This window comes from Rhizobium gallicum bv. gallicum R602sp (assembly GCF_000816845.1).
Lineage (GTDB): Bacteria > Pseudomonadota > Alphaproteobacteria > Rhizobiales > Rhizobiaceae > Rhizobium > Rhizobium gallicum.
In genome coordinates, this window is record NZ_CP006877.1 from 447,129 (window position 1) to 470,531 (window position 23,403).

Annotated in this window: 24 protein-coding genes and 1 tRNA gene; 12 read left to right on the plus strand and 13 right to left on the minus strand. The window is 58.9% G+C overall.

Annotated elements, in window-relative coordinates; all coding sequences use genetic code 11:
- The first annotated feature begins 181 nt into the window (after positions 1–181).
- The 3 genes from RGR602_RS02280 to RGR602_RS02290 all read left to right on the plus strand — a co-directional run bounded on the left by RGR602_RS02280 (position 182) and on the right by RGR602_RS02290 (position 4,025).
- Positions 182–2,179 carry a methyl-accepting chemotaxis protein gene (locus RGR602_RS02280; protein WP_039843759.1) on the plus strand — a complete coding sequence of 666 codons (1,998 nt, stop codon included), beginning with the start codon at positions 182–184 and terminating at the stop codon, positions 2,177–2,179.
- A gap of 144 nt (positions 2,180–2,323) precedes the next feature.
- Positions 2,324–3,826 (plus strand): ATP-binding protein, encoded by a 1,503-nt coding sequence (locus tag RGR602_RS02285; RefSeq protein WP_039843760.1) that lies wholly within the window; start codon positions 2,324–2,326, stop codon positions 3,824–3,826.
- Between the two features lie 122 nt (positions 3,827–3,948).
- Positions 3,949–4,025 (plus strand) — tRNA-Arg (locus RGR602_RS02290).
- Positions 4,026–4,401: 376 nt separating this feature from the next.
- On the opposite strand, the gene RGR602_RS02295 is transcribed toward RGR602_RS02290, so the two are convergent.
- The 9 genes from RGR602_RS02295 to tssI all read right to left on the minus strand — a co-directional run bounded on the left by RGR602_RS02295 (position 4,402) and on the right by tssI (position 11,687).
- Positions 4,402–4,677 carry a UvrD-helicase domain-containing protein gene (locus RGR602_RS02295; protein WP_039843761.1) on the minus strand — a complete coding sequence of 92 codons (276 nt, stop codon included), beginning with the start codon at positions 4,675–4,677 and terminating at the stop codon, positions 4,402–4,404.
- A 128-nt stretch (positions 4,678–4,805) separates the two neighbouring features.
- Positions 4,806–5,345: a hypothetical protein gene (locus tag RGR602_RS02300; protein ID WP_039843762.1), complete on the minus strand. Its 540-nt coding sequence runs from the start codon at positions 5,343–5,345 to the stop codon at positions 4,806–4,808.
- A gap of 120 nt (positions 5,346–5,465) precedes the next feature.
- A complete protein-coding gene (locus RGR602_RS02305; protein ID WP_039843763.1) occupies positions 5,466–5,918 on the minus strand; it encodes a hypothetical protein in 453 nt (150 codons plus the stop codon).
- Between the two features lie 3 nt (positions 5,919–5,921).
- On the minus strand, positions 5,922–6,317 hold the full coding sequence (locus RGR602_RS02310; RefSeq protein WP_223843966.1) for a hypothetical protein: 396 nt from the start codon (positions 6,315–6,317) through the stop codon (positions 5,922–5,924).
- A 110-nt stretch (positions 6,318–6,427) separates the two neighbouring features.
- Positions 6,428–7,687, minus strand: a complete 1,260-nt coding sequence (locus RGR602_RS02315; RefSeq protein ID WP_170250750.1) for a hypothetical protein — start codon at positions 7,685–7,687, stop codon at positions 6,428–6,430.
- Complete coding sequence (locus tag RGR602_RS02320; RefSeq protein WP_039843765.1) at positions 7,639–8,004, minus strand: PAAR domain-containing protein; 366 nt, start codon at positions 8,002–8,004, stop codon at positions 7,639–7,641. Before RGR602_RS02320 ends, RGR602_RS02315 begins: the two co-directional genes overlap by 49 nt.
- 56 nt (positions 8,005–8,060) lie before the next feature.
- Complete coding sequence (locus RGR602_RS02325) at positions 8,061–8,915, minus strand: hypothetical protein (RefSeq protein ID WP_039843766.1); 855 nt, start codon at positions 8,913–8,915, stop codon at positions 8,061–8,063.
- Positions 8,912–9,442, minus strand: a complete 531-nt coding sequence (locus RGR602_RS02330) for a hypothetical protein (protein ID WP_133937175.1) — start codon at positions 9,440–9,442, stop codon at positions 8,912–8,914. Before RGR602_RS02330 ends, RGR602_RS02325 begins: the two co-directional genes overlap by 4 nt.
- Positions 9,443–9,545: 103 nt before the next feature.
- Positions 9,546–11,687 (minus strand): type VI secretion system tip protein TssI/VgrG, encoded by a 2,142-nt coding sequence (tssI, locus tag RGR602_RS02335; RefSeq protein ID WP_039843768.1) that lies wholly within the window; start codon positions 11,685–11,687, stop codon positions 9,546–9,548.
- A gap of 344 nt (positions 11,688–12,031) precedes the next feature.
- Here tssI and RGR602_RS34805 point away from each other — a divergent pair, with 344 nt between their 5' ends.
- Entirely contained in the window at positions 12,032–12,472 is a 441-nt protein-coding gene (locus tag RGR602_RS34805; RefSeq protein WP_052451473.1) for a hypothetical protein, read from the plus strand.
- 47 nt (positions 12,473–12,519) lie between these two features.
- Here RGR602_RS34805 and RGR602_RS02345 read toward each other — a convergent pair whose 3' ends face one another.
- Entirely contained in the window at positions 12,520–13,215 is a 696-nt protein-coding gene (locus RGR602_RS02345; protein WP_039843769.1) for a TetR/AcrR family transcriptional regulator, read from the minus strand.
- Between the two features lie 196 nt (positions 13,216–13,411).
- On the opposite strand from RGR602_RS02345, the gene RGR602_RS02350 reads away from it, so the two are divergent.
- Positions 13,412–13,897 (plus strand): RidA family protein, encoded by a 486-nt coding sequence (locus tag RGR602_RS02350; RefSeq protein ID WP_039843770.1) that lies wholly within the window; start codon positions 13,412–13,414, stop codon positions 13,895–13,897.
- A 266-nt stretch (positions 13,898–14,163) separates the two neighbouring features.
- Here RGR602_RS02350 and RGR602_RS02355 read toward each other — a convergent pair whose 3' ends face one another.
- Complete coding sequence (locus tag RGR602_RS02355) at positions 14,164–14,634, minus strand: aminoacyl-tRNA deacylase (RefSeq protein WP_039843771.1); 471 nt, start codon at positions 14,632–14,634, stop codon at positions 14,164–14,166.
- A 211-nt stretch (positions 14,635–14,845) separates the two neighbouring features.
- On the opposite strand from RGR602_RS02355, the gene RGR602_RS02360 reads away from it, so the two are divergent.
- From RGR602_RS02360 to RGR602_RS02390, 7 genes are all read left to right on the plus strand, one after another.
- Positions 14,846–15,160, plus strand: coding sequence for a hypothetical protein (locus RGR602_RS02360; RefSeq protein WP_039843772.1), 315 nt, complete (start codon positions 14,846–14,848; stop codon positions 15,158–15,160).
- A gap of 272 nt (positions 15,161–15,432) precedes the next feature.
- Positions 15,433–16,095, plus strand: a complete 663-nt coding sequence (locus tag RGR602_RS02365) for a class I SAM-dependent methyltransferase (RefSeq protein ID WP_039843773.1) — start codon at positions 15,433–15,435, stop codon at positions 16,093–16,095.
- 15 nt (positions 16,096–16,110) lie between these two features.
- Positions 16,111–16,746 (plus strand): TetR family transcriptional regulator, encoded by a 636-nt coding sequence (locus tag RGR602_RS02370; protein ID WP_039843774.1) that lies wholly within the window; start codon positions 16,111–16,113, stop codon positions 16,744–16,746.
- Between the two features lie 436 nt (positions 16,747–17,182).
- The gene (locus RGR602_RS02375; RefSeq protein WP_170250239.1) at positions 17,183–18,436 is read left to right on the plus strand and encodes an alpha/beta hydrolase; all 1,254 of its coding nucleotides are present in this window, start codon (positions 17,183–17,185) and stop codon (positions 18,434–18,436) included.
- An 81-nt stretch (positions 18,437–18,517) separates the two neighbouring features.
- Positions 18,518–19,768 carry an NAD(P)/FAD-dependent oxidoreductase gene (locus RGR602_RS02380; RefSeq protein ID WP_039843776.1) on the plus strand — a complete coding sequence of 417 codons (1,251 nt, stop codon included), beginning with the start codon at positions 18,518–18,520 and terminating at the stop codon, positions 19,766–19,768.
- 9 nt (positions 19,769–19,777) lie between these two features.
- A complete protein-coding gene (locus RGR602_RS02385; protein WP_039843777.1) occupies positions 19,778–20,488 on the plus strand; it encodes an SDR family oxidoreductase in 711 nt (236 codons plus the stop codon).
- Between the two features lie 12 nt (positions 20,489–20,500).
- The gene (locus RGR602_RS02390) at positions 20,501–21,538 is read left to right on the plus strand and encodes a proline racemase family protein (RefSeq protein WP_039843778.1); all 1,038 of its coding nucleotides are present in this window, start codon (positions 20,501–20,503) and stop codon (positions 21,536–21,538) included.
- 3 nt (positions 21,539–21,541) lie between these two features.
- On the opposite strand, the gene RGR602_RS02395 is transcribed toward RGR602_RS02390, so the two are convergent.
- Both RGR602_RS02395 and RGR602_RS02400 read right to left on the minus strand, forming a co-directional pair.
- The gene (locus RGR602_RS02395) at positions 21,542–22,018 is read right to left on the minus strand and encodes an RbsD/FucU family protein (RefSeq protein WP_039843779.1); all 477 of its coding nucleotides are present in this window, start codon (positions 22,016–22,018) and stop codon (positions 21,542–21,544) included.
- Positions 22,002–23,249, minus strand: coding sequence for an ROK family transcriptional regulator (locus RGR602_RS02400; RefSeq protein WP_039843780.1), 1,248 nt, complete (start codon positions 23,247–23,249; stop codon positions 22,002–22,004). Before RGR602_RS02400 ends, RGR602_RS02395 begins: the two co-directional genes overlap by 17 nt.
- Positions 23,250–23,403 lie beyond the last annotated feature (154 nt).

Consider the following 23,403-nt stretch of genomic DNA (forward strand, 5'->3'; position numbering starts at 1 on the left):
TTTTACTCAGGTTTATGCAATTTATGCGAATAACGCCGTCGATGGCGGATAATATGGGTAATTTTTTGGAGTACTAAACCATCGCATTCGAAATGTAACATTAAGACATTTAGCCGATCTTCATTCTATCGGCTGGGAATTTGCTTTCCAGACTGTCGTTAGTCCCTCAGGAGGCATTCCGTTGAAAATCCGCGGCAAGATCAATTTGCTCGTTTCCGTTATGGCAGCTGTCGCCCTTGTTATTGGTGCAACCGCCCTTGTTGCCATGAACGAGTACAACAACAAATTCAGCGCCTATAAGAGTGCCTCACAGCGTGCCTATGCTGGCGAGCGGCTCAACCGCTTCGTGACGGCGACAGTTATGGAAGCCCGCGGCATCTACGCGGCGAAGGAAATCAAGGATACCGGCAACTTCGCCAAGGGACTGATGGCGAATCTCGATGAGATCGACAAGGTCATCGCCGGATGGACGCCGCTCGTTCCCGAGAGCCAGAAGGAAAGCTTCGCAAAGCTCGTCGAGCGAGCCAAGGAATTCCGCACCTTCCGCACCGAAACGGTCCGTCTCGGCACTGAAGTCGGACCGGCAGCCGCCAACACCCAAGGCAACAATGAAGCCAACCGCGCGAACCGAAAGGCCTTCCAGGCCGAGATCGATGCGATCGTAAAGACCGACAAGGCCGAGCTGCAGGCCGTCGATGCCGAGATCGAAGCCTTCCGTGCTTCGCTGTTCTGGCTCGTGCTTGCCATTGCCGGCGTCGGCATTTCGACAGGCGTCGGTATGGGCGTTTACATCGGCACCAATCATCTCAGTCGTCCGATCAAGCGCGTAACGACCGCCATCAATGAAGTCGCCAACGGCAATTTCGACGCGGATGTGCCCTATGCCGGCCGTAAGGACGAGATCGGCGAGATGGCTGCCGCCGTCGCCGTCTTCAAGGAAAACGGCTTGGCCATCAAGCGCCTGCATGCGCAGGAAGCGGCCATGCGCACCAAGAGCGACGACCTGCAGTCGAGCATGTCTGTGGTGGTCGCTGCCGCGGCTGCTGGTGATTTCAGCCGCCGTATCGAGAAGGACTATGAGGACGAGAATCTCAATCAGTTCGCAGGCAATATCAACACGCTGCTTTCGAGCGTCGATGCCGGCGTCGGCGAAACCCGCCGCGTCATTGCAAGTCTTGCGGATGGCGATCTGACACAGACCATGCGCGGCGACTTCCAGGGTGCCTTCGCCGAGTTGCAGCAGAACGTCAACAACACGTTCCAGACGCTGCAGACGACCATGCTCGAGATCCGCGAGACCACCGAAGCGATCAACGGCAACACCAACGAGCTCCGCGTTGCCAGTGACGATCTCTCCAGGCGCACGGAACAGCAGGCGGCGGCCCTCGAGCAGACCTCCGCAGCCCTCGACGAGATCACGGCCGTCGTGCAGAACTCGACGGAACGGGCGCAGGAAGCCAGCATCATGGTCTCGGAAGCGAAGGATGATGCCGGCCGCTCCGGCGTCGTCGTCCGCAACGCGGTCGATGCCATGGGCCGCATCGAGCAGGCATCGCGCGAAATCAGCCAGATCATCAACGTAATCGACGAGATTGCTTTCCAGACCAACCTTCTCGCACTGAACGCCGGCGTCGAGGCGGCACGCGCCGGGGAAGCAGGCAAGGGCTTTGCCGTCGTCGCGCAGGAGGTTCGCGAGCTCGCCCAGCGCTCGGCAACGGCCGCAAAGGACATCAAGGCGCTCATCACCAAGTCCGGCGATGAGGTTCACGTCGGTGTGAAGCTGGTGCAGGCAACCGGCGAGGCGCTTGGCGAGATCGAAACCCGCGTCATCGCGATCAACGATCATATTCACTCGATCGCGACGGCGGCCAAGGAGCAATCGACCGGCCTCAAGGAGGTCAACACCGCCATAAACCAGATGGACCAGGTGACGCAGCAGAATGCGGCGATGGTCGAGGAAACCTCGGCTGCGACCCACAAGCTCTCCGTAGAAGCCGACGGTCTCGTCAACCTTATTGCCCATTTCAGGATTTCGAATGCTGCTGCAGCGCCGCTCGCCGTTGCCCGCCGCGAAGAACACCGCCCGGTTGCCTCCCCGGCGCGCCGCGTGATGAAGACCGTCTCGCGGGCCTTCAACGGCAACGCGGCGGTTGCCGCGCAGAATTGGGAAGAATTCTGAGTATCGTCGACAGTCGGAAAACGCCGCCTGCGGGCGGCGTTTTCTTTTGTGACGGCTTGCCGTCGCTCGCGAAGATTTGAAAGCGCACTTCGATCGGCTATTATAGAAGTCTCGGTTCAGGCGCTTAGCCGATCGGAAATGACGATGCCGGAGCAACAGCAAGGCGGAAATTCGACTGTCGACGTTGCGGCGGACGGCGCAAATGGCCGTCCGGCGGGTGCATTCGGCGGCCTGTCGGGCAAGCTGCTTTGGCTGACCGTCCTCTTCATCATGCTCGCCGAAGTGCTGATCTTCTTCCCTTCCATCGCGAGCATGCGCATCCGCTGGCTGGAGGACAAGCTGAACACGGCTGCTGCCGCCGCCATCGTTATCGATGGCCTGCAGCCCGTCGAACTCCCGTACGCTTTGCAGAAGGAAACATTGGCGGCGACCGGCACGAAGGCGATCGTTCTTCGCAAGGAAGGCACCTCCAGGCTTCTGGCGATGAGCAGCATGCCGACATCCGTCGATGAGCAGTATGACCTGACCAAGGCCACGCCGATCAGTTCCATGCGAGACGCGCTGGATACGCTGCTTTTTGGCGGCAACCGCATCATCCGTGTTTACGGCCCGGTCGGCGAGACGAACATGGGCGTCGAAGTGCTGATGAAGGAAAAGCCGTTGCGCACGGCGATGCTCGTCTATGCACGCAATGTTCTGCTCCTCTCCGTGCTGATCTCGCTGTTTACCGCGACGCTGATTTTCTTCGTGATTAACCGCATCCTGATCCGCCCGATCCGCAGGCTGACGGGCAACATGCAGCAATTTTCAGCCGATCCGGAAAACCCGCAGCACGTTTTCGTGGGCGATGGCGGGCGCGATGAACTGGCGGTCGCGGGACGGCGTCTGACGGCGATGCAGATGGAACTGCAAAAGACGCTGAAGCAGCAGAAGAATCTTGCGGCACTTGGCCTTGCGGTCTCAAAAATCAATCATGACATGCGCAACATCCTTGCCTCGGCGCAGCTGATGTCGGACCGTCTCGTAGATGTCGATGATCCGATGGTTAAGAGCTTCGCACCGAAGCTGCTGCGCACGATCGATCGCGCCGTCGGCTATACGACGGAAGTGCTCTCCTTTGGTCAGGCAAGCGAATCGGCGCCGCGCCGCCGGCGGGTCAGGCTCTACGATCTGACGCAGGACGTGCGGGATATGCTGGCGATAGATCCGCAGAGCGGCGTTGAGTTTGCCGAGCAGATGCCGCCGGACATAGAGGTCGATGCCGACAGCGAGCAGCTCTTCCGCGTGATTCACAATCTCTGCCGGAACGCGTTGCAGGCGTTGACCGGCGAAACTGCCCCCGACGGCGTCAAACGCATCACTGTGTCGGCGCAGCGCGTCGGTAGCGTCGTCAGCATCATCGTTGATGATACAGGGCCAGGCATGCCGATGAAGGCCCGGCAGAATCTCTTTGCCGCCTTCCGCGGTTCGGCCCGCAGCGGCGGCACAGGCCTCGGACTTACGATCGCGCGCGAACTGGTCCTTGCGCATGGCGGCACGATCGCCCTCGTCGAAAAGCCCGCGGCGGGCACGCAGTTCCGCATCGAAATCCCCGACCGGCCGGTTTCGCTGGAGGACTATCGTTCGCGCACCCAGGCGGAAAAGTGATGCAAATTCCGCAACTCAGCCATCTGCAGCCAAAGTCGTGATTTTTTTCGAATTGCTATTGCATTCGCCCAAAGGACGCTTTAGAGGATCGCCCACGCAAGCGGCACGACCGCTTTTGGCACGCACCCGTAGCTCAGCTGGATAGAGCACCAGACTACGAATCTGGGGGTCAGGAGTTCGAATCTCTTCGGGTGCGCCATTCATTTCAATTACTTAGGTCATGTCAGACGTATCCTGGGGGCATAAGCTTTCTCGGGATGTAATGGCCCCGTAATGAGCTTTGCTCTTATGACGGTCCCTGACCTAATGATAATCTTCCAAGACATCAGATATCCAGACAGGGAAAGGTCCCGCCTAAAGAACCCATATTGCACGAGTGCAACGAGTTAGGACAAAGGATAATCCTCTCTGCCCTGCCTGTCGGAACGAAGTTCCTCGAAGGTTCTTCGAACCGATTGGCCCACTGTGGAGCCTTTAATTCGTCTGCCAGCACCCTTTTACGAGCGAGGGGGGTATCACCGCACTTCGTTTCGGCGAAGGGGTAGCAGGGGGGCCGCGTCCCCCTCCCGATGGCTTCATATTGCTTCGGTGATCAGAATATCACGCAGCAGCATTTTAAACTCTGCATCATCGCTCGCATGGTCGGCTAGCACTGGCACCGTTCCCTCAACTTCGCGAATGATCCTGTTACCAAGTGCGTGAAACGTCATAGCGTCCACCGCTACGCCCGCCCGCTCTTCAATGCGCGCCGCCATCTCTGAGGCCGCGTCTCTTCCATAGGCCAGGAGCAGGATGTCATCCGGTTTGCGGATGCCGCGTGCGATCAGATAGGCAGCCTTTGCCACGATCACGCTGGTTTTGCCCGAACCGGCCCCGCAAGGACTAGAGTGGCGTCTTCATCCGTTACCACGGCGAGGCGCTGTTCGGGCGTCAGCGGATTTTTCTCGATCGTATCGAAAAAGCCTTCATCTCGGCCAAGTCAGATGGCCGCGCGGCGGGCCTGCTCGGGTGCTGCCTGGAACGCGCGGACGGTGTCGATACGCTTTTGCTGATCATCGGGCAGGATGCCTTCAGGGATCGTGGCGGGCAGTGAATCGAGGGCCGCAGTCGCGCGTGTAAGGTAAGGGGCGAGAAGACAGGCAGCAGGATAACGGCGCGGCTGGTCGAGACGGCTTACAGCGTCGGACAGGACGGTCAGCTCATCTTTAACCGCTTCGCATTGCCGGAGGATATGTACGCGGAAGGCCGCGTTGGCCGAGGATATGAACCCGGCCGCATCATGTGTGGTGACGCCAGCAAGGCTGGCGACCCGTCCGCCTGCGAGGGCACGGCTATCGTGGTGAAGCCCAAAGTGCTGGTAGCCTGGCGGGGCCTGCCCATGCGGAGAAGGGCCCTGGTCGTGGCCGCCAAGAAAGTTGATCCCTGAGGCGGTCTGCTCCGCGGCCCATGACGCATGGCCCAGGGAGCGCAGAAATGCCCCCGGCCAAGCGCGTCTTTTGAGCCGCTGCGGTGATCCCATCTTTAGGCGCCTCCGCTTGCAATCAGCGCCTTCCGGGCAGCACCAAATGCATCCTGCAGCGCCTCGAAATTTTGTTCTAATCCGGTCTTCACGCGACTGCATCGAGTAGAGGTAAAGGAACTACAAGCCGATCGTGTACTCGTTTTCAATTCGCCTTAGAACCTCTACGGTCTTGTCAGACAGACCAGGACTTTGAAGATACTCCTCGAATGTGAATCCAAATATGCCGCTGTCCATAACGCGTTTTACGAGGTCGGAGTGTCCGAACATCAGCATATACTCGTGTTCTTCGGGCGCCCAGAAATAGAGGTCGATATCAACGAACTTTATCAGTAGATTTTTATGTGACTCATCGTAGGTCCGTACAAGGGCCGAGCGGAGATTGTCAGGTCCGAAATACTCCGGATCGTGCCCGTATTCGAACGACCAGAACTCTATTTTTTCACCTTCAAGAAGCTTCGTGGTCTTGACGATTTCTTCTTCACTTGGAAATTCGGGCAGAACACGGCAGGTATAACCGAGGCGCTTGAGCTCTTCTGCGTCGAGTTGCGATTTGGCGGAAATCAACTTCATTTGTCAGGCTCCCGGACCGTTGTTGTACCGGATTTCTGTCTGCCGGCCATTCGGATTTCTGATTTGCAGCGTCGGACGTCCATCGCTGCTGCCGGGGCGAACCGTGATCTTGCTGCCATCTTCGAGGGTGCCAGTGCGCCCCGGACCGTATTGCGTGTCGATCGGCCGAGAATTGTCTGGTTCGAGCGAGTCAAAATCCTTGTCGGCTTCACTCATGCCGCCGTCTTTCTCGCCGTGCTTCGTTTTGCCTTTGGTTTTCTGCTCGACGCCAGCCTCGTCCTCAAGTTCGTCCCGGCGTTTCTTTTGTCGTTCCTCTTTTGCCTTCGCGCAATCGCCTGTGCACTCTGATTGGTCGCTGTTGTTCAGCATATCATCGGCATTATCATCCGCTTCAGACATATTTTGACTGATGATGTAGGCACCACCAATCGTAACGACGGCAAGAAGACCATAGGCGACCCAGCCGGGAGGTCCGCCTGCAAGGAGAGGCGCTCCCGCAACGAGTGTCGTCATGAAGCAGCTCCCCCTGTTTGAGCCGCAGCTTGTATCGATCTGAACAGTAAGCGAACCTTTTCGTCGGCATCTGTGAGACCAGCGCTTCGCATGTATTCGATAACGCCAGGTTGCGCTGTCAACCGACCGTTCGTAATAGCCTGCAGATAACACCACCGCCCAAGGTCGGCCTCGGCGCGTACACCAAACGACCGTGCCTCAGTGATATGTTTTGCTATCCATCGATCGCGGCTCTCTGCGTCGAGATGGTCCAATTGTTTGTGCGCCGTGCAATCAAGATACCCTGAGATGCGCTGATGGGATTTCACGTCTCGCATCTGAGAGACAATCCGCAAATTATCATCTGAGAGCGTAAGGGGACCCTTTGGCGCATCAGGCGAGCCATTTGCTTTTCTGCCTCTTTTGATGCCGCCGCCCCAGAATTCGTCAGGCGCGAACATGATCTGATCTGCCGGACCGAGCAATCTTGCAATCTGATGCTCGTCAAGGGTTGGGAGGACTTGGATCAGCGCATTGGCGTCGGCGTGGCGGAAGATGGCCAGTTCGCAGCGATCGCCGGCGTCCCTTGCCAGTGCCTCGTCGTCGCCGGCCGCGCCGAGCTCCTGCACGTTGTTACCATCGAGATCATCATGCCTTTTCGGAATTCGCACCCGGTTAATGCCTCGAAGGTGCCGATAAAGAACGTCGCCCGCCAGATCCTTGTCGCCGATCCAAAAGACCATCCCTGGCTTGCCGTCGCCGATTTTCAAGACCTCATGCAGGTTGCGGATAGCCAGCGAATTCCCCAAGCCCCCGGCGTCGGGCAATACTCCACCGGCCGTCGGATCACCGGCGTTCAGTGCATCGACCATTTGCGCGGATAGCGCTGCAGAACGGGCCTCGAGTTCTTCAGCGGAGAGTTCTTCGCCGCTAACTCCATTGTCATCGACTTCGGCTTTGCTCTGGGGAGTGCCAAGCAGAGAAAGATAGGGATCGATGAACCATGGGCCGCCGAGGATGATGGCATAGTCCCCACCTGCGTAGCGGTAAAGCGGACGATGGGAGACACCAGCTTGTTTCAGACGAGCCGGAAGATCATCGAACTGAGCACCATCCATAACGGCAAAGATGCGCCGTTCGGGGTGGGTCGCGATCTCCTCAACTATCTCGAGGAACTTCTGACCGACGCTGGAAAGCGCGATGTCTTCCTGGTGCTCGGATGCCACCGCTATCCCCGCACCATCGGCATCGACCGCGCTGCCATGGACTTCTGACAAGCCGATCCGCCGCCGCCGTCGTCTCCGATGTAGACGTTGGATGAACCGGTCTGCGCCTGACCTCCACAATCGATCGCATCACTGATCCGGCCGGCCGGCTTGCCGTTGATGAAGACGGATGCCGAGCCGGCGGCGAGCTTGCGTCCATGCGCGGGCTCTGGGCACACGGGGCAGCCATGCGACACGTAGGCATCGCCAACACGCATCAGCGGCTTGTCGTTGACGAATACGCTAGGACTGCCCCCAGTCGCCAAAGTTGGCGGGAAATGGCACGAATGGCCGGAGCCGATATCACCTCTGCGATGTGCTTTTGGCATGATTGCTCCATTGTGGAGAGTAAGGTTCCTGAAAACAAACGTTGGCAACGGTCGGGTCAAGGCATGGAGCTTCCCTGTCGTCCCCTGACCCATACAACATCATTGTCGAGCCACCACCTGCGGACTCGCCCGCCCCGCGCGTCCCGTCTCTCATGCATCTGGTTCCAGCTTTCGCGACTAGACGGCTTGACGCCGCCCTCATCAAACAAATCCACCGGACCACCCACATGTGTGGCGTAGTCAAGTGCAAAGTAAGCTTCTAGAGCGGATCCGAATGCGTCACTGGGGAAGTCTACCCTGCCGGAGGAGCATGCCATGGCAATACGTCTATTTCCGGCAAGCTGCCCCGTTGCAGAGCCGACCCTTCGATGGGTCACCAGGAACAACGGGTTTTGGGAAATGTCGAGCAAGAAACTTTCCGCATTCGGAAATCCGTCTCCGACCATGCGGCAGCTAAACGTCATTTTCTGCGCTGCGCGATCTACGTGGATGTCGACTGAATTCGTCACATCCAGTTCTGGTACGACGCCGCTATAGAACTCGCGGCCTCCTTCGGTCTGGGAGCCCGGCAGAGCGAAATTTTGGCCCCGATAGGAAAGAAAGACCTGTGCGTGCTGATCGCCGTCTGGCCGATACGGGTCGACTTGGCCCCGCACTTCCGCTTGGGGTTGTTTTTTTGGATCGCTATAGTCCTCGTACGTTCCGATATAACGATTGCTGCTCGGGTCTGAGATCGCTCGTCTTCCCACGACTTTGGCTTGCGTGAGATAAATCTCGACCGACTGTTTGATCCTGGCGGTGACACCTAAGCTGGTACTGAAATTCCGATTGTCGCCCTCAAAGAACAGTCCGCCCGCACCAAAGTTCTCCAGCGGATGGAAGGATCGCGTCCACAGGGTAAGTTTGCTCATTTCTGCAAATCCTTCGACGCGTCGCAAACGAGAACCAATTCGTAGTTCCGGCAATCGTACCGCGACTGCAGCGAGCCGATATTAATAACTGACTCTACGATTCGGCTGTCCGCCTCGGTCACGTCTTTCCCGACGATGTGAATATGGAGGGCAGAACCGACCTTTATGATCTGGCCCGTCGAAGGATCCAACTCCTCCCCCTCGCTGCCGGTACCGATGTGCTTGGTCTTAAGCATATCCCAGGGAAACGTGGAGCCTCGCGCCGGCGCGAAACGGAACTTGTATGTGCCTCCTTCCGGATAATCGAATTGGACAATGCTCACCTTGTCCGAAATGATTGCTCCAAGTCGCAAGCCATCAGGTGGCAAGGGTTTGTTCGACTTCAGGTAAGGATCGCTTGCGGCAGGGTTTTCCCTTCCTTCCTGCGACTTCCAGTCGATGGCAGCGATCATGCGAGGAACGATGATAACCGTGCCGCCGCCACCAAGTATCGGCGGCTCAAGATAGATCGTCAGGTCTGAGAGCATTTCCATATCCTTCCCATGCGCACGAAGATGAGCGCCAGCCGAGACGAGAGCAAGAAGCAGAAATAGTGCTAGGCAGCGGAACCTTCCCATACGACCAGGGCCTCTACGAATTGAGATCGATGCGTGATGCCTTCAGGTCTATATGCTCCTCTTCTTCGACGATTAGTTTCACGCCTTTGATTGTTATTTTGCCATCGGGCTGCATGACGATCTCGGATTTGCCGCAGCGAAAATGAATTTCGCCATGCGCATCGATCATCTTCTTCCTTGCAACGACCTCTCGATAATCCATGCCGGATGAGACAAACAGAGCGCCTGCCACGTTGGTAGTGTAATTCGCACCGACGGTTGCGACATAAACGCCGCTGACAGTCAGATTGAAGACTGCCGAAGTGCTCATATTGATCGAGTTTGCCGCATCTATGCTCAGGTTCCCCCGCCCGAGACCCTCATTCAGTGAGTTGCTCAGAAAGTAGCCGGCCGGTCGCAAACCAAAGACATCACGACGCGCTTCGCCGCTGACGAGATTGCCTAAACTTCCAGTGCCTACATTGATGGACAAGTTCTGGGCGATATTTTGCGTGCTCGAGCGCTCCACCTCGGTCAATGACATCCCGCCAACCGAAATGATCCTGTTGGCATCCACGCGCTCAGTTGAATGGTTTTCGACTTTTGTCGTCATATCCCTCTGCGCATGCAGATAGATTTCTTCGCGCCCATTCTCATCCTCAAAGCTTAGCTCGTTGAAGCCCTGCCCCTTGTGGGTCTGGGTGCGGAAGATGCTCTTGGTCTTATTGGCCGGCAGATCGTAAGGCACGGCATTGGCCGGATTGGGCACGACACCGGTCACCAGCGGCCGATCCGGATCGCCGTCTACGAAGGCGACCATCACTTCCATGCCGATGCGCGGGATGATCTGACCGCCCCAGGTGGAGCCCGCCCAGCTCTGCGCCACCCGCACCCAGCAGGTGTCGGATCCGTCCTTCTTCGCCCTGCGATCCCAAGGGAACCACACCTTGATGCGGCCATACTGGTCCGGATGGATCTCCTCTCCCTGTGGTCCCGCGACGATCGCCACCTGGGTGCCTTCGATCCTCGGCCGCTTCGTTGCCCGATGCGGCGTCATTGGCACGCGTGAGGGCACCGCCTCGAAGCTATTCTTGTATTCCGGCTCGTTGGAATTCGTCTCGTAGGAACGGTCGACAACCGTGTGCACCGCCTTGACGATCACATGCTCTTCATAGACGTGGTCGGGATGGGCCACTTCATAGGGTGTGAAACGGCGGCCGGTTTCGATGACGCGGGATGTCGAGGCGCCGAACACCCGGTCATGATCGGCTTCACTTGCTTGCATCCTCAGCTTTTCCGCCCGCTCGGCTTCCGCAACAGTCGAGATGCGGGCCGGGTATTCGTAAAGCTCGCGCTTGACCGCCTCCGGCATCTGCACGAGCGACGGCGTCATCGTGCCGGGCACCATCCGCGGCGTCTCGAAATTCCAGTCTGCTCCGGCCCTTTGTCCCGGCACATAGGAATAGCGCCGGCTCCAGTCATTGATATGGTTCCGGTCTGATGAGCCCTGCGCCAGCCGGACCTTGGCCTCACCCTGCGCCGAGGCTGACGGACCAAGCCAACCCGCCACACTGTCAGCGACCTGCAGCTTGTGCTTGCCGTCCTCATGGCTGAACCAGTAAAACAGTCCATCTTCCTCGAAGCGCCGCGTGAGATAGGCAAGATCGGTCTCGTTCCATTGAACCGAATAATGCTGCGGCGGTGGGCGGGTAATCACGCCGGAGACGTCTGGCGCCGGAATACCATGTTCGGAAAAAAGCGTCTCAACGATATCAATCGCGGTCTTGTCCATCCAGATGCGGCAGTCGGAGCGGCGCGAAAGCAGCCACATCTGCGGTCTGAGCACCATGGAATAGGAACGCAGGCCACGGGTGATCGGCGGCCCCTCGTTGAGCTCCGTCACCAAGCCGTTGAAAGGTCGGCGCACCGCGCTGCCGTCTTCGTCGTCACCCTGCTGCACTTCGACTGATACATCCATCAATCGGCCGATCAGTTCTTCCGGCCTGACGGTCGGCTTCTTGGCACGCGCAGAGACGCGGATCTCAAAGAGCGACGACACTCCCTCCTCGATCGTCACCCGTTCGGCCAGCAACTGATCTTGCCCGAGCGGCGAGACGATCTTCAGGATGCGGCTCGCCTGGATGAAATCGGCGGCAGAGGAAATGCCATTGTCCATGAAGCCCCCACACTTCTTAATTAGGAAAGGCGCCGGCCAGAACGGACTGGCGCAGAAAAATGCACGTCATGCTTGCACGGATAAAATAGGTACTAGGGCCCGGTGGTCAAGCTATGGATCGCCTTAAGAAAGCGAACAGGCCAACGCCTATCGCGATGGCTCTGATCTCAGCGCTGCCGCCGGCGACCAATCACGAGCAGGTGCAAAACAAATCACAGCGGCATATCCGGTGTCCGGCGTATCGAGACGCAAGAAGGGGATGCCTGGCAAGCCACGCTGATGACCCGAGAGGGACGGAAGCGGGAAAGCTTCTCTGTCGCCAAATACGGAGAAGGGCCGCCAAATTGCTCGCCATCGTTCAACGAGGTAAACGGCTGAAGGACTTCGCCGTCAAGCATCTTGCCTATTCTCACCACGCCGAAGCGGTTGGAAGGCAGTATTTTGCCGACCAGCTGGTGCCGCGAGCGTGTCCATCCGGAGGTCAACTCACCGAGGACGAAATCCAGTCGCGTCTGCAAGGCATCAACGCCCATTTCAACTCCTTGCGTCCGCCGCGTTTAAGGATCCGCATCATGGACGGCCAGGGCAACAGCCTTCTTGACTCGGGTCGCTTAGATCCCGGCCAAGGCTTCAACGTGCTCGTCTTTGTGTCGAGAGAACTGATCTACAGGCAAATGGGAATTTGGCAGACCGCCTTCTGCGACACGGATATCGCGCTGAAGCGGCTGTGTCATGACTGTACGTCGGACCGCCTCGAAGGAGGCCCTTCCGGCCGACTCAGCTGATAATACCCTTGCCCTACGATTCATGGATTCATTTTGCGCAACGTCTATTATTTTGGAGAGAGGCCATCGAGCAGGAAGCCGAGGCCTTTGCTGAAAGCACCATCCCAATCGTCATCCAACAGCAGGCGGGAGCGTTCGATTGTTGGGTAGCATTCGCTGAAATGTTCAAGGCGTTGCTGAGCGGCGGCCCTATCGTCATGCGAGAGGTCGAAGCTCGCCCGGGTGATGGTGGCGCCCATCACATAGTTCCAGAGCGACCATATCGCGACGTTCAGATCTGCGTCCGTCACGCCGGCCCTGGACAAGGTCTTGCTCAGCAGTTCCAGGCGACTGAGGATGTTCGGGCCGAGCGCCCGACGTGGCAACAGCGATGCGGACCACGGATGGCGGAGCATGCTGGCGCGCCAGTCTTCGAGCATATGAACGACTTCTCCGCGCCAGTCTTGATACTGAACTATCTGCGGCGGTCCGCGATATTCGAGCACCGAGTCGAGCGCCAGATCAAAGACATCCTCTTTGTTATCGACGTGCCAATATAGGCTCATCACGCCCGAGCCGAGGCGATCTGCCAGCCGACGCATCGTCAAACCGTCGATTCCTTGAGCGTCCAAAAGTTCTACCGCGGTCGCCACGATACGTTCCCGAGAGAGAGGCGGTTCACTGCCCGGCTCCTGCACGGGCTGGGGCCACTCACTAATCCTGTGAGACCGTTTGCTCCGGGATCCGCTACGTTTGGCTGCCATCTGTCTTCCTTGCTCCTTTAAACGTCGATGTAAGCCGACAATACGACGAATGTCGATCCTGACCGATTGACTCGTACGTCGTACGATGCGATGCAGTCGTACGACGTACGAGCAAATCGTATGGAGCGCTGGGTTAAGTTCAATCCTGCCGGCCGCGAGATACGTTGCTCGCAATCCGCAGAGCCAAGAGAAAATCATGTCACAGGCAATCAAGCGTCTGCTTATCGGAGGGCTAATCATCATGACCATGGGAACCACTGCGACGACGGCGAATGAGAATGATCCCAGGCTGACCATCGTCAATCCACAAAACCTTTACGACCCGACGCCGAATGGCTACAGCACGGCGGTGATTGTTCCCCACGGAGCCCGGGTGGCCTACATCTCCGGACAGGGCGGCCAAGACAGCACGGGAGCCTTATCGCCCGACTTCGCTATCCAGGTTCAGCAGGCCTACGCAAATTTGCGCACCGCCCTCGATGCGCTCGGTGCCAGGCCGAACCAGGTTGTCAAGCTCACGGTCTTCGTGGTCGATCACGATATGTCCAAGCTTGAGGTGTTGACCAAGAGCGTCAAGGAATTGTTCGGCGAGGCGCTGCCGGCGCAGACTCTGATTCCCGTGCCCAAACTTGCAATTGACCCCATGCTCTTCGAGGTGGAAGCCGTGGTCGTGCTTCACTAGCGGGCGAGCTGCTGGCCCCGATCCCTCAAATTTTAACAGGTCGAGAGCGCCGCCGCCGGCGCTTCACAATCACGAGGGGCGCGCCCGTCAGGAAAGAAGGTGAAGGATGACTTCCAAGAGCGACGATCAGGAAGCCTTCGCGTGGGTGCGGTTGCCTGGCTCAACAGAACCGGTAGTGGCTGACCGCGCGCGAAGGAACGGCCGTGGCCTTACCGCCACAACCAACTCCGTCGGCTGCTAAAAGGCGCGGCCCGGGATCGTGACGTCTACGGCAGGTGGCTGAAGCGGGCGATCTGCGCATCTTTCATGAGGCTGCGAAAATTAGGCCCACTGACATGCACGAGTGTCTTGTGGTCACCACCTTCGAAATAGACGTCGCTCGCGTCGCCGAGGCTTTCGTCGAGGATCACTGGCACATCGTAGGCGGGTCCAATGGGTGGTACCGCGCCAATGTCGCAATCCGAAAAAAGCGAGCTAACCTCTTCCTCCGAGGCGAGGCCAAGACGTCTGTTCATCAGATCCTGCAATGTGGAGAGCTCGATCCGGTGTGTGCTCGGAACAACGGCTAGGACATACCCCGTTTCGTGATGTACGACCACGGATTTGGCCAGCCTGCTACCCGGAATATGCGCAGCTTGCGCCGACTGGCTGGTTGTTGCTGTGCGGTGATGAGCAACAGTGTCGTAAGCGATACCCTCACCGGCGATATAGTCCTGAAGTTTTCCCGCGATCGTCATCGTAGGCACTCCCTATGTTTGCCTGGGATGCATAAGGGACATTTTCCTCTCATCATCCGGGAAGTCAACGGCGATTGGGCGGTCGCAGGTGTAAGCGGTTGGGAGACCATATTTTTACGGCCGTCGATCAACTTGCTTAGCTTCGCGCAATCTTGTGCATGTATCTGCGTTCTGCGCCGCGATGGTGCGGAGCGGGGCGCGGGAGAGAAATATGAATGCGAGAACCCAGGTTATGATTTCGATGGTAGCGGTCGCGGGCATTCTTGTCGGATGTGTCACCTATGCCGACAAGCCGGTTCTCTATCCCGTTGGCAGCCCGGTCAATCCGCCATTCGTTGCCCACGTCATGTGCATCGGTGAAGCCAATGCGATGTATGGCGAAGCGATGCAGCAATATAAACTGCGTGCACAGATGATTGGCGATTACGACAGCGCCGAAGCGGAAGCGCTCTCGCGCGGCGCTGCGCGCAGGCAGTATGACGCCTGCGCGTCGTCCGAAGGCTATCGCGCGGTCTACGATCGATAGGGCAGTCTGAAACGCTCTGTTTGACAGTAGGAGAACTGCTCGCTGGCCGGTGGCAGCATGCCTGCGACCGTCAAAAAATCCGGCCCGTACAGCGTTGCACTAAGTGCAAATATGCAATAGATATAAAAGTGCAATAATTGAAAGGATAGATCCCATTCAATTGGGATGTATGACCGGACACGCTGCGCGGGCGGATGGCGTCTTGGAATTGCCGATCTGGCGGCAATGCCTTGCGGGTAGTGACGTTGCATTTCAAAAGTGGGACAACCAACATGACCGCAGACATTGCATGCTCGGATTTCCTGCATTTCTTCCGCTCCTGGATCAGCAATCCACTTCGCGTCGCTGCAATTGCTCCCTCCGGGGTTTCGCTCGCCAAGCTGATGACGAAGGAAATCGCGGCGCTTGATGGGCCGATCATTGAACTGGGCCCCGGTACGGGGGTTTTCACGCGGGCGCTGCTTGCGCGCGGCCTCAAAGAGGCGGATTTGACGTTGATCGAATATGGCCCCGAATTCATCGATGGCCTCAAGGCACGCTTTCCGTCAGCCCGTGTCCTGCAGATGGATGCGGGGCATTTGGCACACGTCGGAATCTTCCAAGGCGAGCCAGTCGGGGCGGTGGTCAGCGGCTTGCCGCTGCTTTCGATGTCGCCGCGCAAGATCACCGCCATTCTCGCCGGCGCCTTTGCCTACATGCGGCCTGGGGGTGCGTTTTACCAATTCACTTACGGCCCACGCTGCCCTGTGCCGCGGCCAATCCTCGACCGGATGGGACTCAAGGCAAGGCATATCGGCGGCACGATGCGGAACCTGCCTCCTGCCGCAGTCTACAGAATTTCGCGCCGCAAGCCGCTTGAGCTCTCGCGGGAGCGCTTCAAATATCGTAGCAGGGAAGCGGAGATGGAAACGGCCGCAGGAGAGACTGGCGGCTGATGCAATCGGACGCAAATGGCTGAAACGAAACAGACCAGCGCCGCTGAAGGGCGCCGCGAGCGCAAGCGGCGCCAGACGCGCGAGCGCATTGAGCAGGCGGCGATGACGCTGTTTCTCGAACGCGGCTTTGATGCAACGACGATCGAGGACATCACGGATTCCGCCGACGTCTCGAAACGCAGCTTTTTCGATTATTTCCCCTCCAAGGAAGAGGTCGTCTTCGCCTGGCAGGATTCCTTTGCCGACCGGCTGATGGCTACCATCGCCGCAAGGCCAAAGAACGAGTCGCCCCTGAAGGTCGTTGAAGAAGCAATCGTGGAAACCGTCGCCGCTTCCGCCGATGAACGTGGGCTCGCCCTTGGTGAACTCATCCGTCGCACGCCCGTGCTGAAAGCGCGCGATCAGATGAAATATGCGAAACTTGAGCAGAAGCTGACCGAAGCATTGGTCGCAAGAGGCGGCGAAGGAAAGGAAGTCCGGGCGCGCATGCGGCTTCTCTCTGCGATTGTCATCGGTGCATTGCGTGTCGGCGGCGAGCGCTGGCAGGAACGTCCGCCAGAAGGCCCCCTCGAGGCCTTTGCGAGGGAGCTTTTTGCGGATCTTTGGAAGATGCTGGCGGATTTTGGCGACCAAGCGAAAATTCGGCGGTAGGCAATCGCGCTTTTCCGGATGATTTTTTAACCAGCTGATCAAAATTGCTGCAAAATGAGGCGCCTTCGCAAGATTGCGCGTCGAGCCATGCATGAGACGCATTGCTGCGTTGCGGTAATAACCCTATTCTCGATGAAATCAATCGGGTACTTATAGCTTCGTAAGCAGCGCACTCCTCCTCCCAGCGCTCTTACGCAGACTGGTAACACTCCTCCTCCCAGTTGCCAGTCAGGATCAAGAGCCCGGTGCACCTCCTCCCGCGCCGGGCTCTTTTCTATTTCAGCCCTGAAACCGGTCTGCCCATCTGTTGCGAGGCTAACGGCTGCGTGCCTTATTTGACTCCCCTTGCCCCCGCGGCGTATCTGAGCACCAGAGCCGTAGAGCGTTCAGCCAGGCGTCGATGTTGGAGTAGGGGATGTTTGACGGATCGGGGGCCATGCGGAAGATGCTTGCGAGCCTGACGCTTGCTGCCTTCCTGTTATCGGCCTGCGGCGGACGGCACATCGGCGTGATGACGCCGGTAGGATCCGTGCAGCCGGGCACGTCGAAAGTCGATCTTCTCGTCGCAACCACGCGCGCGCAGGACAAGGATCCCGCCGTCCTCTTTTCCGGCGAGCGCGGCACCGGCCTGATGGTCAATGCGGTCAACGTTTCGATACCGCCGGATGCCAATCGCAAGATCGGTCAGGTGCAATGGCCGAAGCGCCTGCCGGCAGATCCGCTTCGCGATTTTGTTACCGTGTCCGTCGATCCGCTGGAAGGAGAGCGGGCGGGCGAGGTCTGGCTGAAGAGCCATATGCCGAAGAGCCGCCGCGTGCTGGTCTTCGTCCATGGCTTCAACAATCTCTACGAGGATTCCGTTTACCGCTTCGCACAGATAGTTCACGATTCGCATGCGGACGTGGCGCCGGTGGTCTTCACCTGGCCGTCGCGCGGAAGCATCTTCGACTATAACTACGACAAGGAAAGCACGAATTATTCCCGCGATGCGCTGGAAGAGCTGCTGCGCCGCGCCGCCCAGAACCCGGCAGTCAGCGATATCACCATCATGGCGCATTCCATGGGCACTTGGCTAACCGTTGAGGCGCTACGCCAGATGGCGATCCGGGACGGGCATGTTGCAAGCAAGATCAACAACGTCATCCTTGCCTCACCCGATCTCGACGTTGATGTTTTCGGGCGGCAATTCGTAAGCCTCGGCGAGGAGAGACCGCACTTTACCATCTTCGTTTCACGCGACGACCGGGCGCTGGCGCTTTCGCGGCGCATTTCCGGCAATGTCGATCGCCTCGGCCAGATCGATCCTTCGGCGGAGCCCTATCGCAGCAAGCTCGAGGCGGCGGGCATAACCGTCCTCGATCTCACCAAGCTCAAGGGCGGCGACAGGCTGAACCACGGCAAATTCGCCGAAAGCCCGGAAGTCGTGAAGCTGATCGGCGACCGGCTGATCGCCGGCCAGACGATCACCGATTCGCAGGTCGGTCTTGGCGAAGCGGTTGGTGCGGTCGCGATCGGTGCCGCGCAGACGGTCGGCAGCGCGGCCAGCGTTGCCGTCAGCACCCCGATCGCGATTTTCGATCCGCGCACGCGCCGCAACTATGATGCCCAGTTGAAGCGCTTCGGCCAGTCGGTGGAAAATACCGCGGGCTCGGTCGGCGATTCGGTCGGTGCCGGTTTGCCGACACAATAAAATTCCTCATAGGCATTCATCTCATTCTGATATATCACAATGCAAGTCGTACCGGTAAAGCCTTGCCTTGATGGATGATATATGACGAATGAGAGGAAGCAGACCGTCGCCGTTGTCGGCGCAGGCGTAATCGGCGCATCGATCGCCTTCGAAATGCAGCAACGCGGTTTTCAGGTGACGCTGATCGACAAGGGCGAGCCGGGCCGTGGCGCATCCTACGGGAATATGGCGAGCATCGCGCTCGATTTCACCGCCGGTTCTGGACCGGCGACCTGGAAGAAAATTCCCCGCTGGCTGATGGATCCCGAGGGACCGGTCTGGCTGCGTCCGTCTTACGCACCCAAGATGCTTCCATGGTTCCTGCGTTTCATCGCTGCCGGCCGTCCGTCCCGTCTGCGCGGGATCGAAGATGCAGGCATGAACCTGACCCGACGGGCGCTAGGCGATTTCCGGACCATGCTTTCTGCAATCGGCGCACCGGAACTCATGACAGAGGAGGGTTGCCTTGCCATCTATGAGACGGAAGCTGAATTCGCCGCCGACCGCGGCCATATCGAGTTAATGCAGCGCTATGGCTTCGATTTCGAGATATTGAACAGCGGCGTGATCCGCCATTACGAGCCGGAACTTTCGCCCTCGATCGCGAAGGCCGTGCTTTTGCCGGACAACAAATCGATCCGTGATCCCTACCAGTTGGTGATCAAGCTTGCGGGCGCCGCTCAGGCGGCGGGCGCGCGCCTCGTTTCAGGTGTCGTGCGCAATATCGAACGCAAACCGGCGGGCGATGCTGTTGTGCTGCTTAAGGAAGGCGGCCGCATCGAGGTCAACTCCGTGGTACTGGCAGCCGGTGTGCATACGCGCGAGCTTGCAGCAAAGCTTGGCGAGCCGATCCCGCTGGAGACCGAGCGTGGCTATCACACGCAGATCATGAAGCCCGGCATCTCGATGCGCTATTCGGTCATCTGGCCGCATCGGGCTTTCATGGTGACGCCGACGGCCGGCGGCATTCGCGTCGGCGGCAACGTCGAGCTGGCGGGTCTTGACGCGCCGCCGGATTTCCGCCGACCGCGATTGCTCGTGCGCCATGCGCAGCGTGCGCTGCCCGGTTTGAAGATCGAAGAGGCAACCGAATGGATGGGCCATCGCCCGGCGCTGCCGGATACGATCCCGATCATCTCGCCTTCATCGAAGATACCGGGGGTGTGGTATGCAACCGGCCACGGCCATCTCGGCCTGACGCTTTCGGCGACGACAGCGCAGCTGATCGCCGATATGGTGATGGGGCGCAAACCCACGGTCGACATGACCCCCTTCCGCATAACCCGATATTAGGAGGAACCGATGTCCGATAGCACGAAGCCCGTAGCGCTGATTACCGGTGGCGGCCGTGGCATGGGCGAGGCGATTGCCCGCGAACTGGACGCGCAGGGCTATCGTCTGGCGCTGATGTCTCCCTCCGAAAGCTGCGAGAAGCTGGCCTTCGAGCTTGGCGGCGTTGCCTCGCGCGGCGTGGCGGAGAAGGCCGAAGACATCCAGGCGATTTTCGACCTGACGATGAAGACCTATGGCCGCATCGACGCTGTCGTGAACCACACGGGTCATCCGCCGAAGGGCGACCTCCTGGATATCACCGATGAGATGTGGGCGCTCGGTTCCGACATGATGATCCTATCGCTGGTGCGCATGGCCCGCCTCGTGACGCCCGTCATGCTCAAGCAGGGCAAGGGCGCTTTGGTAAATATCACGACCTTCGCCGCTTATGAACCGTCACTGATCTTCCCCGTTTCCTGCACCTATCGCGCGGCGGCAGGCGCCTTCACCAAGCTTTATTCGGATCGCTATGCTGCGGATAATATCCGCATGAACTGCATCCTGCCCGGTTATATCGACAGCCTTAACCACAAGCCGGAAACCGCTGACAAGATCCCGATGAAGCGCATCGGCCATATGGAAGAAATCGCAAAGACCGCAGCTTTCCTGCTTTCCGACGGCGCGGGCTACATCACGGGTCAGAATATCCGCGTCGATGGCGGCGTCACGCGTCACGTTTGATAGGAGTATGAAATGAGGTGGAAGCGTACCATCCAGCTTCTGGACGTTCACTGCGAAGGCGAGATCGGCAAGGTCGCGATTGGCGGTCTGCCGAAAATCCCCGGCGAGACCGTTGCCGCGCAGCTTCACTGGTTGAACACCGACCCCAAGGGCACCGAGCTTCGCCGTTTCCTCTGCCTCGAGCCGCGCGGGGCGCCGATCGGGTCCGTCAATCTGCTCTTGCCCGCCAAGCATCCCGATGCCGATGCAGCCTTCGTCATTCTGCAGCCGGATCAGGCGCATGCGAGTTCGGGCTCGAATTCGATTTGCGTCACCACCGCGCTGCTCGAATCCGGCATCGTCGAAATGAAGGAACCTGAAACGGTCGTTACCCTGGAGACTGCGGCCGGTCTGGTAAAGGCGCTGGCAACCTGCCGCGATGGCCGCTGCGAGAAGGTGCAGCTCACCATGGTTCCGGCTTTCGTCCATCAACTGGACGTCGAGATCCAAACGCCGCATTGGGGAAAGGTCAAAGCGGACATCTGCTATGGCGGCATCTTCTATGCACTGATCGATGTCCGCCAGATCAACCTGACGATTGAGAAGACCAATGCCGCAGGCCTCGTTCAGGCAGGCATGATCCTCAAGGAGATCATCAATCGCGACATCCCGGTCGTACATCCGGAAATTCCAGCCATCTCCGGTGTTGCCTATGTGATGTTCCGCGATACCGAGCCGGATGGCGCGGTGCGCACCTGCACGACCATGTGGCCTGGCCGTGCCGACCGCTCACCCTGCGGCACCGGCAGCTCGGCGAACCTGACTGCGCTCCATGCACGCGGCAGGGCCAAGGTGGGCGATATCTTCAGGTCACGCTCGATCATCGGCTCGGAATTCGAGGTTGGCTTGCAAGCGGTGACCGAAGTCGCAGGCCGCCTGGCCATCATCCCGACGATCACCGGTCGCGGTTTCACCTTCGGCCTGTCTCAGGTGGCGCTCGACCCCTTCGATCCGCATCCGGACGGCTTTGCGCTGACGGATGTCTGGGGGCCGCAGGCGGGCGAGATTTAAGAGCTAATAGTCGAAAGGCTCGACCTCGGCCTTGGCACCTTCGCCGGCAGCCTTCGGGTAGACGACGCCCTTGCGCAAGATGATATTGGCGTAGAGACGCGGCTCGCTTGTCTGAATGACGGCGTGGGCCGCGCGAACGCGGTTATAGAAATCCTGGCCGACGAGCGGCGTCACCTGGCGATGCGGCTCGTGCTTGGCGCAGCAGTCGATCATTTCCTCGTGCACGGGATCGAGCTTGTCGCGCTCTGCCTTGACGGTCGAGCGGAAGATCGCTTCCGGCACGAAATCGTCGATCGGCAGCACGCTCAAAACCGCGTTGAGCACCGGTACGACGCCGTGGCCGTCGAGGCGGATCAGGCGCCGCCCATGTTCGACACCCGGATAATTGCCGTCGACGATGGCGATCTCGTCGCCGTGGCCCATCTCGCGCAGCGTCGAAAGCAGTTGCGGACTTAAGAGCGGATCAAGTCCCTTCAGCATTTTCGATCTCCTTGAAAAGCACATTCTGGTCGGTCAGATAGCGCGCAAAGATCGGCAGGCTCGCGCCACCGATCGCGCGCGCTTGCGCCCCCACCACACCTTCGATGATCTCTGGCATCACAACACCCTGCAGGTCGAGTTTCGCGGCCTCGCGGATCGTTGCGCTTACGATACGCTTGCGCACCCAGCCGGGGAAGCCGCCGTCGATGACGGCCGCGCTGAAATCGATGATCGAGGCAGCGGCAACGATCGCCTGCGCCAAGGCTTTCGCGGTGTCCTGGATCCAGGTCTCCATCGGCGCGCCGAAATCCACCCAGTCGTCGGCGGAATACCAGAGCGGCTGAGGGTCGATGCCTTTGTCGCGCAGCATGTTTTCGAGCACGAAGATCGAGGCAATATCGAGAAGCTGGCGGTTTTCGCCGTTCTTGTCGCGTACCGGAAGCGGCCCGATCGCGCCGGCAGTGCCTGTTCGGCCGGAGAAGATCGCCGAGTTGAGGACGATGCCGCCGCCGATAAACGAGCCTATGAAAAGGTAGACGAAATCCGGGTAGGATGGGCCGACGCCGAAGACGAGTTCAGCGCCGCAGGCGCTGGTCGCATCGTTTTGCAGATAGACCGGATGTGAAACGCGCGCGGCAACTTCGGCCTGCAGGTCGAACCCGCGCCAGACTTCCATTGTGCCCTCCGGCGCACCGACCTCGTCTGCCCAGTTCCAAAGCTCGAAGGGCGCGGCAATGCCGATGCCTGCGATCCGGCTCCGTTGTCTCTCGTCGAGTATGCTTTCAAGCTCCCGGATGCCGGAAATGATGAAGGCGAGAATTTCGTCGGGTTGGGGATAGGCATATGTCCGGTGCAACTGCATTCGGATGCGCCCGACGAAATCCATCAAAACCAGATCGGCGCTGCGCCGGCCCATCTTTACGCCGAAGGAATAGACGGCATCGGGATTGAGGTGCATTGGGATTGATGGCTGTCCGACGCGGCCGCGAACGGGTTCGCCTCTTGAAAGCACCCCCTCCCTCTCCAGTTCCCTCATGATGACGGAAACGGTTTGAGCAGAAAGGCCGCTGCGGCGTGCGATGTCGGCCTTCGAAAGCGAGCCGTAGAGGCGCACCAGCGAAAGGACCAACCGCTCGTTATAAGCGCGCACCCTGACCTGGTTCGCGCCGCCCGCCGGATTCAGAATTGGTGGTGTGCCCGGCGCGTGCGTCGGACCGTCCAAGGACGACATTGGCCACTCCTCCCGTTCATTGGCCTATGCCTGATTTGTGATCAACATGCCACATGGAATTAATAATTCAATTGGATTTATTTATTGACAAGCGAATTTCTTTTCGTTCTTAATTGCGATCGTCAACAATGTGGGACGGCTTTGGAGGAGGCCT

What these genes read in the sequence shown, in the direction of transcription:
- RGR602_RS02285 (WP_039843760.1), top strand. Translation starts at nt 2,324, where the DNA reads ATGCCGGAGCAACAGCAAGGCGGAAATTCGACTGTCGACGTTGCGGCG.
- RGR602_RS02300 (WP_039843762.1), bottom strand. Translation starts at nt 5,345, where the DNA reads ATGGGATCACCGCAGCGGCTCAAAAGACGCGCTTGGCCGGGGGCATTT.
- RGR602_RS02305 (WP_039843763.1), bottom strand. Translation starts at nt 5,918, where the DNA reads ATGAAGTTGATTTCCGCCAAATCGCAACTCGACGCAGAAGAGCTCAAG.
- RGR602_RS02310 (WP_223843966.1), bottom strand. Translation starts at nt 6,317, where the DNA reads ATGTCTGAAGCGGATGATAATGCCGATGATATGCTGAACAACAGCGAC.
- RGR602_RS02320 (WP_039843765.1), bottom strand. Translation starts at nt 8,004, where the DNA reads ATGCCAAAAGCACATCGCAGAGGTGATATCGGCTCCGGCCATTCGTGC.
- RGR602_RS02325 (WP_039843766.1), bottom strand. Translation starts at nt 8,915, where the DNA reads ATGAGCAAACTTACCCTGTGGACGCGATCCTTCCATCCGCTGGAGAAC.
- RGR602_RS02330 (WP_133937175.1), bottom strand. Translation starts at nt 9,442, where the DNA reads ATGCTCTCAGACCTGACGATCTATCTTGAGCCGCCGATACTTGGTGGC.
- tssI (WP_039843768.1), bottom strand. Translation starts at nt 11,687, where the DNA reads ATGGACAATGGCATTTCCTCTGCCGCCGATTTCATCCAGGCGAGCCGC.
- RGR602_RS02345 (WP_039843769.1), bottom strand. Translation starts at nt 13,215, where the DNA reads ATGGCAGCCAAACGTAGCGGATCCCGGAGCAAACGGTCTCACAGGATT.
- RGR602_RS02350 (WP_039843770.1), top strand. Translation starts at nt 13,412, where the DNA reads ATGTCACAGGCAATCAAGCGTCTGCTTATCGGAGGGCTAATCATCATG.
- RGR602_RS02355 (WP_039843771.1), bottom strand. Translation starts at nt 14,634, where the DNA reads ATGACGATCGCGGGAAAACTTCAGGACTATATCGCCGGTGAGGGTATC.
- RGR602_RS02360 (WP_039843772.1), top strand. Translation starts at nt 14,846, where the DNA reads ATGAATGCGAGAACCCAGGTTATGATTTCGATGGTAGCGGTCGCGGGC.
- RGR602_RS02365 (WP_039843773.1), top strand. Translation starts at nt 15,433, where the DNA reads ATGACCGCAGACATTGCATGCTCGGATTTCCTGCATTTCTTCCGCTCC.
- RGR602_RS02370 (WP_039843774.1), top strand. Translation starts at nt 16,111, where the DNA reads ATGGCTGAAACGAAACAGACCAGCGCCGCTGAAGGGCGCCGCGAGCGC.
- RGR602_RS02375 (WP_170250239.1), top strand. Translation starts at nt 17,183, where the DNA reads ATGCGGAAGATGCTTGCGAGCCTGACGCTTGCTGCCTTCCTGTTATCG.
- RGR602_RS02380 (WP_039843776.1), top strand. Translation starts at nt 18,518, where the DNA reads ATGACGAATGAGAGGAAGCAGACCGTCGCCGTTGTCGGCGCAGGCGTA.
- RGR602_RS02385 (WP_039843777.1), top strand. Translation starts at nt 19,778, where the DNA reads ATGTCCGATAGCACGAAGCCCGTAGCGCTGATTACCGGTGGCGGCCGT.
- RGR602_RS02390 (WP_039843778.1), top strand. Translation starts at nt 20,501, where the DNA reads ATGAGGTGGAAGCGTACCATCCAGCTTCTGGACGTTCACTGCGAAGGC.
- RGR602_RS02395 (WP_039843779.1), bottom strand. Translation starts at nt 22,018, where the DNA reads ATGCTGAAGGGACTTGATCCGCTCTTAAGTCCGCAACTGCTTTCGACG.
- RGR602_RS02400 (WP_039843780.1), bottom strand. Translation starts at nt 23,249, where the DNA reads ATGTCGTCCTTGGACGGTCCGACGCACGCGCCGGGCACACCACCAATT.